The organism is Shewanella benthica KT99, assembly GCF_000172075.1.
In the GTDB taxonomy this organism is placed as follows: Bacteria; Pseudomonadota; Gammaproteobacteria; order Enterobacterales; family Shewanellaceae; genus Shewanella; species Shewanella benthica_A.
Genome location: NZ_ABIC01000004.1, coordinates 72,082 through 84,856, shown reverse-complemented (window position 1 = coordinate 84,856; position 12,775 = coordinate 72,082). Strand labels below are relative to the sequence as shown.

The 12,775-nt window shown below is 44.9% G+C and carries 8 protein-coding genes and 1 pseudogene; 5 read left to right on the top strand and 4 right to left on the bottom strand.

Features of this window, described 5'->3' with window-relative positions; genetic code table 11:
* Window positions 1-148: 148 nt before the first annotated feature.
* The 3 genes from KT99_RS22530 to KT99_RS02550 all read right to left on the bottom strand — a co-directional run bounded on the left by KT99_RS22530 (window position 149) and on the right by KT99_RS02550 (window position 4,508).
* Window positions 149-1,633, bottom strand: a complete 1,485-nt coding sequence (locus KT99_RS22530; protein ID WP_005496697.1) for a UvrD-helicase domain-containing protein — start codon at window positions 1,631-1,633, stop codon at window positions 149-151.
* A 35-nt stretch (window positions 1,634-1,668) separates the two neighbouring features.
* Entirely contained in the window at window positions 1,669-3,165 is a 1,497-nt protein-coding gene (locus KT99_RS22525; protein ID WP_005496696.1) for a UvrD-helicase domain-containing protein, read from the bottom strand.
* Window positions 3,166-3,563: 398 nt separating this feature from the next.
* Entirely contained in the window at window positions 3,564-4,508 is a 945-nt protein-coding gene (locus KT99_RS02550) for a DNA replication terminus site-binding protein (RefSeq protein WP_005496694.1), read from the bottom strand.
* Between the two features lie 608 nt (window positions 4,509-5,116).
* On the opposite strand from KT99_RS02550, the gene KT99_RS02540 reads away from it, so the two are divergent.
* The 5 genes from KT99_RS02540 to KT99_RS02520 all read left to right on the top strand — a co-directional run bounded on the left by KT99_RS02540 (window position 5,117) and on the right by KT99_RS02520 (window position 12,010).
* Window positions 5,117-6,727, top strand: coding sequence for an NAD(P)/FAD-dependent oxidoreductase (locus KT99_RS02540; protein WP_005496690.1), 1,611 nt, complete (start codon window positions 5,117-5,119; stop codon window positions 6,725-6,727).
* Between the two features lie 546 nt (window positions 6,728-7,273).
* Window positions 7,274-8,365, top strand: a complete 1,092-nt coding sequence (locus KT99_RS02535) for a PfkB family carbohydrate kinase (protein ID WP_040571516.1) — start codon at window positions 7,274-7,276, stop codon at window positions 8,363-8,365.
* Window positions 8,359-9,273 carry a pseudouridine-5'-phosphate glycosidase gene (locus KT99_RS02530; RefSeq protein WP_005496686.1) on the top strand — a complete coding sequence of 305 codons (915 nt, stop codon included), beginning with the start codon at window positions 8,359-8,361 and terminating at the stop codon, window positions 9,271-9,273. Before KT99_RS02535 ends, KT99_RS02530 begins: the two co-directional genes overlap by 7 nt.
* Window positions 9,274-9,897: 624 nt before the next feature.
* Complete coding sequence (locus KT99_RS02525) at window positions 9,898-10,533, top strand: hypothetical protein (RefSeq protein WP_005496685.1); 636 nt, start codon at window positions 9,898-9,900, stop codon at window positions 10,531-10,533.
* A gap of 655 nt (window positions 10,534-11,188) precedes the next feature.
* Window positions 11,189-12,010, top strand: a complete 822-nt coding sequence (locus tag KT99_RS02520; protein WP_005496683.1) for an FRG domain-containing protein — start codon at window positions 11,189-11,191, stop codon at window positions 12,008-12,010.
* A gap of 342 nt (window positions 12,011-12,352) precedes the next feature.
* On the opposite strand, the pseudogene KT99_RS02515 reads toward KT99_RS02520, so the two are convergent.
* Window positions 12,353-12,763, bottom strand: a pseudogene (locus tag KT99_RS02515) (transposase); the annotation flags it as partial.
* Between the last annotated feature and the right edge of the window lie 12 nt (window positions 12,764-12,775).

Here is a 12,775-nt window from a genome sequence, read left to right as displayed (position 1 = left end):
CCCTCTATATCCTCTACCCTTACCAGTTCCAGACTCCTTGTCATCCCGGACTCGTTCCGGGATCCAGTTTTAGATTTAGCTCTAACAGCACACATAGTATGTGTCGGCATTGCCCTTCCAGCGAAGCGTCATCTTTGCTTTAACTCATTTAACCCGCCAATCTACTGGTATATTGACAGCTATTTGCATCTTTCATGCGGTGCAGGCTACAAGCTAAAAACTCTTTACCGCTTTTACTGTTGATGCGCTTGATAAGCTTGCCTGAAATACACTCAGGGCAAACTGGTAGCTGGTGGTCACACTTTTCGGACGCACAAACATGGTGGGTATCATTACGCAGCATAGGGGCGCTTTTACAGGATGTGCACGCGTCTAGCTTAGTATCGCAATAATGTTTGCCTAATGAGCAAGTGTAATAGAGGCCGTAGCGCCCTTCTATGGGAATGAGTTTACCTTCCTTACATTCTGGGCAAAACAAAGACTCGATATACAGAGGCGCGAGATCGCTGAGATAACAGCGAACATCGGCTGCAAACTTAAGCAGCTCTTTAACAAAAACAGACTCTTTACCCAGCTCCGCTTGAACAAATACCGTCTGCTTAGCTCGGGACAAGGCGACATAGAACAAGCGGCGCTCTTCGGTATAGGCATAATCATCAAGTTTTGGCAGCAGAGCTTCTAAAATCGGATCGCTAGCTATCTTGCTCGGAAAGCCATACTTGTCATCATTCACATCGAGCACGATAACAAAGTCGGCCTGCTTACCTTTCGAACCATGGGCCGAAAAACCTGAGATCTGCAGCTGTGAATAACGTTTCTGCCAGACGCTTAAATCCTTCAATGAAGATTTAAAACGACCGATCAGCATCACGCTTGTAGATCCAACAGCTTTCCCTTTTCCTGGACCAGAGTCAGAGTCTAAGCCTGCAGTTGACTTAGAGCTAGCTTCTGCATTAGAGCTAATGGCTTCGACAATGCTATTGAAAGCTTGCGCTAACCCGGTCTCTTTTGAATTAATCAATAAACAGACTTCCGGGTTATCACTCACAGTGTGGGTGGTCAGGGTTTTCTTAAGCTGTGCCGGGTTAGCCTGAATAAAGCTTGATGCGACCTTCTCAATCCTATCGTTAAATCTAAAGGTCTTGTCTAAGGTCACAACTCGAGTCTCGCCAAATACCCGCTTAAATTCGGTGGTTAACCTAAGGTCGCTGCCGGTAAAGCGATAAATTGCCTGCCAATCATCGCCGACACAAAATAGCGCACAGCCTGGGCTTGAATCCCGTAACTGAGTCACCAGCTTAGCGCGCTCTGCCGAAATATCCTGGAACTCATCGACCATGATGTATTTAAAACGAAATCTACCTTGCGTCTGCTGATGAAAGTCACTCGCTTGTGTCATCTCAATGCCTTGACTGATCATATCTGAAAAATCTAAGGTCTTAAGCGAGCTAAGGTGCGCCTCATACTGGGTTATCACCCATCTAAACAGGTGCAGAAAGGCCTTCCACCTGACTTGATTGTAAAGGGCGCTTGTTTTATCACCCTTATTATCACTAGCTGGTGTCACCTTAATCAGCTCAAGATCGGCTAAAGACAAGTTCGAGGCTTTAAAAAGAGACAGAAAACTCGACATAAGCCGACTGACATTGCGGTAAACGCCCAAGGCCTTTACTGAGCAAACACCTCTTCAGGTGATATAGGCTTAAACAGCTGGTTTTGTGCCAGCCCTATCTGCTCACATCGCTCACATAACAGAGCTTCTAAACGCAGCTCCAGCTCGCCCAAGTCGGCTTGCCAACTAAAAGTCTGCAATAAACAGGTGTTGTGGTGTTTATGAGTCTGAATTTTCCATTCACGGCTAAGGTTATAGGCTATTTTATCGATATCAGGCCGGGTATTACCGTGTTTATCGATGCCAAAATGCTCCAGATAAGCATCGAGTACCGGAATATAAAAGTCAGGCTGATAGACACTTTTTCCCGGTTCACTCACTGAAACCCCACTTTCAGGACGATACTTAGGTTCATACTGAAATTGTATGCCGTGAGTAAATAGGTAATTACAGATAGTGAGCTCTTGAAAGCTCTTCACCAAGTCACCCGAAAGCGCTCTTATCTCATTATTTTTAAGGTATGAGCGATATTGGCCCTGAGTTTGAAAGTCCAATTCATTGACTTGGGGATACAGATAACGACCAAAATAATCGGCAACAGGATCGGCCATTTTAGAGTCGGCGACAATGGCCTCGATCTGCTGATCGACAAATTGAGTAAACTTTTTAGTATCACTGGCAAGCACAGACACTTGGCTAGACTCGTCCAAGTAAGATTGAATAATCTCTTTACCTAGGCCATGAAAGGTACTCACTTTTACCGAGTTTAGGCCCGGAATAGCGACAACCCGCTGTTTAAGTTCGACCATGGCATCTTTGCCATAAGCCAACATCAAAATTTCATTAGGTTTGGCTAAACCTTGTTTGACCAGATACGCGGCTTTGGCCGCCAGGGTGCTGGTTTTACCTGTACCCGCACCGGCAATGACTAGGGTGTTGTTTTCATCGATAACACACGCCTGGCGCTGCAGTGGTGTTAAAGGATTATCCTCTAACGAATCAAACAGAGTCTGATAAGACTCTAACTGCTTATCTTGCCACCATTGATTGTATTTAGCCGTAAACTGCTGCGGTTGCTTAATAAACTTAGCCAGTCGACAATTGAGCTTGGTGACATCGAAACCTAATTTTTTGAAATGCGTAGTTTGCTTAAATGATGCCAAGGTTCCACTATAGTCTTGGTGTAAACGGGCTCTATCTGAATGACGTAAATAGCGTTGGTGCAGCCTAAACTCTTTATCGAACTTGGCAATGTCGACGAGCAAGTCATCATAAGCTGCCAGTAAACTTGGCTTACAAAACGCAAGTCTGTTGTGCTTGGCAAATTTGAACAAAGGTTTACTGGGGGTAAACCTGAAAAAGGTAAACTTATTGCCCCCCCATACCAAAGTTTGCGTAAACCAGCCCGCCCTCACCTCAACCGCTTGTTCAATACTCGGATAGGTGAATAATTTCCCGTCAATGGTTAAGCCTAGCTCACACAAGCTGGCCGTTTTACCAAAAAACAGCCCTTGAAGAAAACCAAATGTAACCTCATGTCGCCTAAGCTCCATCTACAACCTCAGATATACAAAATACCGGAGCATATTAGCAACTAAACGCATGTGGCAATAGTACTGACAGTGGAGACCTCTCTAGAAACAGTCCTAGAAAGAGCTCTCGTAATAAATAGCAGAGATAAAGCCAGCAAAGCAATGAAATCAAAGGAGGTTAAATAACAACCACTTCTCTTGCAGACTTCTGAGCACCACTTCTAGCTCCCAAAATAAAGGCTGGATTCCGGCCTAAAAGAGTGCCGAAAAGACAGTAAACAAGCATGCCGGAATGACGAGGGAAAAACAGTATGCCTGCCTGAAACTGGTGAATGAGTACTATGTATAAAGAGCTAGAGTTTCACAACGAGCTTATTAAAGTGCTACTAGACTCTGTTCAGGCGGAGTTAGCATCATTGTCATTTATGGCCGAGTAGTACACCCGATTTCTTTTTCGGTTGCATGGTCACGAACCAGGATTTGCGGGTCAATAATTCACTTTCGATAATTGACTCCTGTGGCCCCAGCTTTTTCTCTACTGGCCGGCAATAATCACTCAGTCCATTGTAGCGCCCTACCTTGCCAAAAATGATAACGGGCAGGCTCGCATTTTTGCTACCTAATTTTGTCGCTGTTTTACTGCCAGAAGCCTTAATCCATATGTCATAACAGGGTTGGACTCTGGCTATTCTGCGTTCGATAATCCTGGCATCTGCAGGTATTCGCGAGATAAGACTCTTTTCATGCTGGGTTCGCTGTTCAATTTCAGTTTTGTTTAGCATCGTCAGATCATAGCGTTTTGATTCGAGGGCGCGGTCAATGTCTGCTAATGCTTGCTCCTTAGTGATCTCTTTAACCATAGGGCGATGTGCCCAATAGAAGTTCACGCTGGATACCGTCTGTACCAGATGATGAATCTTTCTCGTGGCCTGCTGTAACAAAATTCCAGGAATTATTTTATGCAGATTTTCGTGGGCAGATTGCCGATTTTTGAAGCCAAGCCTAACAGCTTTGGCAAACTCATCTTTCAAGCGGTTGATTTCAGATATTAGAGGGATAATCTGTTGTTCGCCAGATGAGAGTATAACCACACCAGGATAGCGTTTAACCAAGCGGGTGTTGGCGCCGACCGGGGCAAGCCACTGAGAAAAAGCAGTATGGGTGAAAGAAAAATCTGCCACAGGTTGAACCTGAATTTGCTCGGGTTGCTCATCTTCCTCGCGCTTTTCAAAGGAAGGGATTGAAAAGCCAATAACCTCAGGTGAATGTTTGCCGAGAACAATGAGCATCTTGGTGACGGCTTGCTCCAGTTGTCGGTGTAGTTGTAAAACATTGGCGTTGTTTGCTGTGCCCTGTAATGACATCTAGGCGTCCTTTGTAATAGCGCTTATTCTTAAGGTTATTCTACTACAGAACATCATCTTTTATACTGCCACTTACCTTGATAACCTCTATGATTTTATGGTGTTTTTTTGGTTTACCCCTTACAGGTCCATCGAAATGTTATCGGCAACAAGTGTATGGAGTAGCAATAGCCTATCTCGCCTGAATGGTGAGTGCTCAGCCCACTGATCGACGCAGTAAAATTGCCAATTTGCCCGCCGGTAAATTACTGTCGATCTCAATATTGACTGTATGTAGTAACCATTGATGGTTTGTTCTACCAGCCAGTTGTTCGGTCATTTGAATAGCTCTATCTATGTAGGCTCTGATACTTGCTATCTTTCGTGGAACAATACCAGCATGACTGAGCATCGTCTTAGCCCTAACAAGCGAAGCGTCGTCACTGTTTTACTCAACGTCTCAAGCTAGCTGTGATGGGATTAATTACCACCCTAGCCCATGCTGACTCACCGCTGCAGAGAGTGCATCTGACTGATAGTCGCTGCCTTTTTAATTTCATTTTTGGCCTAAATCACGTAAACTGCGCGCCATAGATTATGAACCATATCCCCTGTTAGGTAACCACCCGATGATACGTCTAAACGAAGTCAAATTACCGTTAGATCATGACGATGATGCATTGCGCAATTTTGTGCTTAATAAACTGTCGATCACGACAGAGCAGCTTGTCGACATCCATATTTTTAAACGGGGTTATGATGCGCGTAAACGTAATAAGATCACCTTGATTTACACCCTTGATTTGACCTTAGACAATATCGATGAAGACCAAGTGTTAACGCGCTTTGAAGATGATCAACTCGTGAGACAATCACCAGACACGACCTATAAGTATGTCGCCCAAGCGCCTGCGGATTTACAAGAACGCCCCATCATTATTGGCATCGGACCCTGTGGTCTTTTTGCCGGGTTAATTCTGGCTCAAATGGGCTTCAACCCCATCATTTTAGAGCGCGGTAAATCCGTCCATGAACGCGCCAAAGATACCTTTCGTTTCTGGCGTAAAGGTGAATTAAATACCGAATCCAACGTGCAGTTTGGTGAAGGCGGTGCCGGGACATTTTCTGACGGTAAATTATACAGCCAAGTGAAAGACCCCAATTTCCTCGGCTTAAAAGTGAAACAAGAATTCGTTATTGCGGGTGCACCTGCTGAAATAATTTACGTCAGCAAGCCTCATATTGGCACGTTCAAGCTGGTCACTATGGTTGAACGTATGCGCAGAAAAATCATCGAACTTGGCGGTGATATTCGTTTTGAAACCCGGGTTGAAGAGATCAATATCGTCGACAACCAGGTGACTGGTGTCACGCTCAGGGGCGGCGAAATCATCGATTCGAAGCATGTCACCTTGGCGATTGGACACAGTGCACGTGACACCATACAGATGTTGCATGATAAAGGCGTTTACCTTGAAGCACAGTCTTTCTCGGTAGGTTTTCGTATTGAACACAAACAACAACTGATTGACCAGGCACGCTTTGGTAGTAATGCGGGTCATCCGCTTTTAGGTGCTGCGGATTACAAATTGGTGCACCACTGTAAGAGTGGTCGTTCGGTATATAGCTTCTGTATGTGCCCTGGCGGCGTTGTTGTGGCGGCCACATCAGAGGCCGAAGCCGTAGTCACTAATGGCATGAGCCAATATTCACGCAGTGAGCGTAATGCCAATAGTGCCATTGTGGTGGGTGTTTCACCGAGCGATTTCGATAACGATCCGCTGCAAGGCATCGCACTACAGCGCAAGCTAGAACGTAATGCCTATATCTTGGGGGGCAGCACTTACCAAGCCCCAGCACAACGAGTGGGTGATTTCTTGAAAGGGACTGAATCCAAGCCGTATGGAGAGGTTGTGCCATCATATAAGCCAGGCGTCACCATGGCAGATCTCAGCACTAGCCTGCCTGATTTTGCCATAGAGGCGATCCGTGAAGCCTTACCCGCGTTTAATAAGAAGATCCCCGGATTTGCTCATGATGATGCCATGCTCACCGGCGTAGAAACACGCACTTCATCACCGGTTCAAATCAAACGTAACGCGGATTATCAGAGCATCAATACCAAAGGATTATACCCAGCCGGTGAAGGCGCGGGCTATGCTGGAGGGATTTTATCTGCCGGTATCGACGGGATTAAAATTGCTGAAGCCGTGGCACTCGATATGCTAAAATCGCAGTAAATCGGCTCAATTTAGCTGCTATTCCAAATGAAGCTGCTGTCCTGCTACTCCTCTTGCCGTATTCCAATTTAAGCAGTCATCCCGGACTCGTTCCGGGATCCAGCTCTCGGCTTTAAGCTCTAAGAAGTGGATTCCGGCCAACAAGCGTGCCGGAATGACAGTAAGTAAGCGTATCGAAAAGACGAGACACGAGACATCACTGTTCTACCACTTCTTAGCTCACATCACTCACATCGTGAGCATCGTTTTAGCCCTAACTGCGAAGCGTCGTCACAGCTTTACTGACCGTCTTTGCTTCTCTAGGCAAAGCCGTCATCATTCTCTTTCTCCAACTAGCCACTCACCTATTGTGCCGAACTCCGCTCTCCCACTGTGATTGCATGCCAGTTTAGCTGTAACTGAACTAACGCGAGATCACACTTCTCACATAGAAATGACAACTTTTACTTGAACTCTATCTTTATTGAGTCTATTTTACATCCAAGCTTAAACTTAAGTTTGGTATCCAAACAAATGTTTGTTTGGCGTGTAACCTGGATAATAAAGATGACAGAACGCGAACTAGAGATACTGGCACTACTTAAACAAGATCCACTTATCGCGCAACAAAGCTTGGCCGATCAGCTAGGCATAAGCCGTTCCTCCGTTGCCGGGCATATCATGAACCTCACCAATAAAGGGGTCATTCGAGGCAAGGGTTATATTTTAGCCGAATCCCGTTATGCGGTGGTTATCGGCGGGGCCAATATGGATATTCTTGGTCGTCCGTTAAATTCATTGCAAGTGGGTGATTCAAACCCAGGCAGTGTCAGCTGCTCTCCCGGCGGTGTCGGGCGTAATATCGCCGAGAACTTAGCCAGGTTAGGTTCACAGACGCGGTTAATCAGCGCCATAGGAAAAGATACTTATGGGCAGATGATCATGAATCAATGCCAGCAAGCCGGTATCGATATGAAAGGCTGCTTACAGCTCAATGATGCCAATACCTCCACCTACCTTTCGGTGCTCGATGGCGACGGCGATATGCATGTTGCTATCAATGACATGGCTATCCTTGAGCGTTTAAGTGTCGAGGTGCTTAAGGAGAAAGAGGAGCTGTTAAGGCGTGCAGATCTTATTATTCTGGATGCAAACCTATCGGCAGAGTCATTGGAATACCTGCTGAATAACTTCTCCGACAGGCCCATCTTTGTCGATACCGTTTCTTGTGTTAAAGCCAAGAAAATCAAGCCGTTTTTAAGCTCAGTACACACGTTAAAACCCAATCTTAAAGAGGCTGAGCAGCTCTCTGGCATCATCATCGAAGACTACAGTGAACTACCCGCTTTAGCTAACTGGTTCCATAACCAGGGGGTTAAGCGCATCTTCCTCAGTCTTGGCAGTGATGGTGTCTTTTACAGTGATGAAGGCGCCCAAGCCCATATTCCTGCCATCCCGATAGCCATGGTTAATGCTAACGGGGCTGGAGACGCGTTTCTTGCCGGTCTTGCTCATGGCTGGATCCAGGAATGGGGTATAGAGCAATCCACCAAATTTGCTATGGCCGCAGCAGTCGTGGCGCTGTCACACCTTGCGACCATTAATCCAAATATGTCCGAAATATCAGTAAATCGAATTATCAAGGAGTCAACATGTTAGAGCAGTACCTAGATATTAATCCAGAAGTCGCCGCGGCAATTGCAGCCGGAAAGCCAGTTGTTGCACTGGAGTCTACGATTATTTCACACGGAATGCCGTATCCGCAAAATGTGGAAACAGCCTTCAAGGTTGAGCAGATTATTCGTAATAATGGCGCAATCCCAGCCACAATAGCCATTTTGAAGGGACGATTGAAAGTGGGCATGACTCATGATGAGATCGAATATTTAGGCAAGGCAGGTTTCGATGTCATTAAAACCAGTCGCCGTGATATTCCCTTTATTGTCGCTAAGCAGATAGATGGTGCAACTACCGTGGCCTCTACCATGATTTTGGCTCAAATGGCGGGCATCAAAATATTTGCCACCGGCGGTATCGGTGGTGTTCATCGTGGTGCACAACAGACATTTGATATCTCGGCCGATCTTCAAGAGTTAGCCAATACCGATGTGGCAGTGATTTGTGCAGGCGCTAAATCAATTTTGGATATCGCGCTGACTCTAGAGTATCTAGAGACTCAGGGCGTACCGGTTATCGGCTATCAAACCGATACATTACCCGCTTTCTACACCCGTGAAAGTGAGTTTGGTGTCGATTATAGACTGGATACCCCCAAGCAGATCGCCATGGCAATGAAAGCCAAGTGGGAGATGGGCTTAAAAGGTGGCGTTGTCATTGCCAACCCTATCCCTGAAGAGTTTCAGCTCGATCGCGGCATGATAGATAAAGTGATCCTTGAGGCCGTGGCCGAGATGGACAGCAAAGGCATATCGGGTAAAGAGTCGACTCCTTTCTTACTGGCCAAGGTTGCAGAGAAAACAAAGGGTAGCAGCCTGAAAACAAACATCGAACTTGTGTATAACAATGCTAAGTTAGCAGCCCAGATAGCCGTCGAGTATGCGAGCTAGCACCAATTGGTACATCAGATGACAAGCACGTCTGCCTGATTTTTAAATTAGTATTAAATAGAAAGGCGCCCTTGGCGCCTTTCTTATTGTCTTCGACCGCAACGGAGGGCGGAAATGTCGATCATGCATGGAGCAATTATCGACCCGGACTCGTTCCGGGATCCAGCTCTTGGCTTTAGGTTCACAAAAGTAGATTCCGGCCAACAAGAATGCCGGAAAGACATGGGGCTATGTCATCGGCGCGACTCCTTTTGTTGTCTTCCCGGACTTGTTCCGGGATCCAGCTCTTGTCTTTAGGGTCTAAAAAGTGGATTCCGGCTAACAAGCATGCCGGAAAGACGAGCTAGGTGTAGATTTCATGGCCCTTTTCTTAATGTCTCTGACCTCCACGGGTCAGTGATATGCCCTATATCATTCAGACATTCTCCATATCCCTATGGGTCATTTTTGCACGACTATGGGGATATAAGAGGTACGAGTCCATGGATAGACAAAGGTAGAATAATGCAGGAGAAATTATCGACCCGCTTAACTACTTTTGTCTTTAAGTGCTAAAAATACATTTTGTATCTCTAGTTAAAACGCATTAACATTACCCTCATATCAGCATTAAAGGATAAAATAGTGGACGCTTTTACCGCCAAGCAAACAGAGCACACCGAGGGAAGATCTCATCCTTGGACGACGATGACAACCGACGAAAGCAGTATTTATATGGATTTCAAGAAAAATCCAAAACTGATACGTAGCTCCCTGGAAGATTTTACGCCTTTTAATCACTGGCCCTTTACTGATACTTTTTATTCACTGGTAGAATGGCTCAATAGCTCGTCTTCACTATTGGAAAGCAATGACTGCACCTTTAATGTAGCTGAAGACAATCCCGATAAACAATATCCCTATGCCAAAAAGTGTAGTGCGCGATTAATGATACTGTTCCGCGATATTGAAGAAAACTGTCAACAGAGAAGCATCGACTGGCTAATGCAAAATATACTGCAACATGTTGCCAGTACCAAAGTAGGCTTTCGTGCGGGTGCCATTTGTTTATCACAATCCGCCACCTGTTACCTAACGCTCGGTGATAAAGCAGACACCGGCGGCATGGGTCAACAAGTCGTTCTGACCTTTTTTGCCTACGGTAAAAACGAGCGTCGTTGTTATGAAAACATGCAACAGGTGATTAGCCATGCGCAGCAATGTTTAAAGGCGGTCAATAAAAAGCTTAATAACGGCGAGCTGGATAATATATACAGCTAAAAACAGCGAACGATAATCTGCTTCTTGTTATGCTGTCTTCCCGGACTCGCTATTACCTACTATTTATACTTGTTCCAGGCTTTTATATTACTCTTGTCTTCCCGGACTTGTTCCGGGATCCAGCTCTTGTCTTTAGGTTCTAAAAAGTAGATTCCGGCCAACAAGCATGGCGGAAAGACGAGCTAGGTTTAGATGTCTTCGACCGCCACGGGTCAGTGATATTCCCGATATCATTCAGACATTCCCCATATCCCTATGGGTCAAGGCGGAGATGTCAATTATGCGCGACTATAGGGATATAGGAGGTAGAGTGAAGCAGGGCGAGAATCATGAAATGATAGTTTTGAGCGAGAGACATGGAAGTCGAACTGGCCTTTTAACAAGGAGGTTATTGCCAGAACCGAGAGCCATTATCGACCTAGCTTCTCGTCATCCCGTCTTCCCGGACTTGTTCCGGGTTCCATTCTTAGCTTCAAGTCAATCTCGCTACCCATTCCAATTCTCTAAGTGACAATTTAAGCTAATTTACAGTTCTAAAATTCATCAATAATTATGGATGGCTAGGTAGTTCCTTGCTCATATATCAAGTCTTTATCTTCCAATTCAGCCAGTTACCTGAGTATAATATTTAAAAAGCACAAAAGGCATTGAGATAATGATAAAAACTGTTTCAGAGTATCTAACAAAGGTTATTGAGGCTCTACCTAGATTTACAGGTGATAAGTTGCCTAATAGATGCGGAGTCGTTTGGTACAGAGGTTCGGGCTCACAAAGCTATAAGTTGCAACCTAAAATCATTTGGGATAACCAACTGCAAAGCGAAAGCTCTCACTGCCATAACTTTCTTGTTAGCTATAAACAAGTGCTGAATCAGCGTATAGAAAATAGCTGGGAGTTATATGGTTTGATGCAACATCATGGCTTACCAACTCGATTGTTGGACTGGACCAAATCACCATTAGTTGCACTTTACTTTGCTATTGTTCAATGGGAAGGTCGAACTGATAGAGCCACCGACGACCCATTAGTGTGGATCATTGACCCTTACGCCTTGAATGGAAGCGTGATTGGCCAAAAAATAGTTATATGCCCAGATGAAATGCGATTACGTAAAGCCAACTGTAATGATTTAGATAATAACCCCACGGCAAAAATTAAGGATCTAGATGATTACTTACCCGCTCCTTTAAACCCTAACAGCCTCGGAGGTAACCGCAATAAACCACCTATAGCGCTAGAAGCATCCTTCTCACACAACAGAATCACCAATCAACAAGGCTGCTTTACGCTTCATGGAACTGATGAAACACCAATAGACGAATATATGCATAGGATAGATGCGCGAGTAGAAAATATTGCTATTGACCCTGATAGCTGTGCCTGTCTCAAGCAAGAGCTGAGGCTCTACGGATTTGACGAGTTCTTTATCTTTCAAGACTTAGATAGTCTTTCAAATCACTTAAAGAAACATTTTTAAATGCCCACTCTGGCAATCATTCAAAGGGAGGGGTTCTCCTCTTTCTACTGCCTCTTAATAATGTTTTCTGAACTCTAAGCATCTGACATTTTGGATTCTAGCTTCCTAGCCAAACATGCTTTAGGAAAAATAAGAGCTAAAATTTGGATAATGGCTCCAGTTAGTTAAAATATCTGTTCCAAAGCCCATAAGCAAGCAGCAAGAAGACCGAACGTGAGTTCGGTTAACCATTCATTCTAAATATAAATTTTTAAGTAAAAAAAGGGGTCTGACTAGGCACTGTCTAGCCATCGATGACAGTTAGCCGCCCCTTGCCTGCGCTTTCTGCCCAAGTGTTCGCAATATGAACCAAGATATATCACTTAATCGGCTTCTATATTGTGCTATCGAATGTTTTAAACTGCTAACTTCGAAGTTTTCAATTGCTTCATTCTTAGCAAACTTTTGAGTGATATCCGTCCCTTTAAATAATTGATGCCAATGCGCTACAACCTCCCTATCCGTCCAAGCATTTGCTTCATAGATATCTACCCTTAAGACCAGGTGCAGATGATTAGACATCACCACATAAGCACTCACATCTATTGCAAAAACATCAGCTAATTCAAGTATTCTAGACTCGACCCAGTCGCGACGATGTTCATAAGATTTACCAGTATATTGGTCTATCCCCGGGAGATAAGCGCGCCGTATACATCTCGATACGCAATGATAAAAAGGGCTTCTCGTTAAATAAAGGTAACCGTTCACCAGCCCCTTATTGAC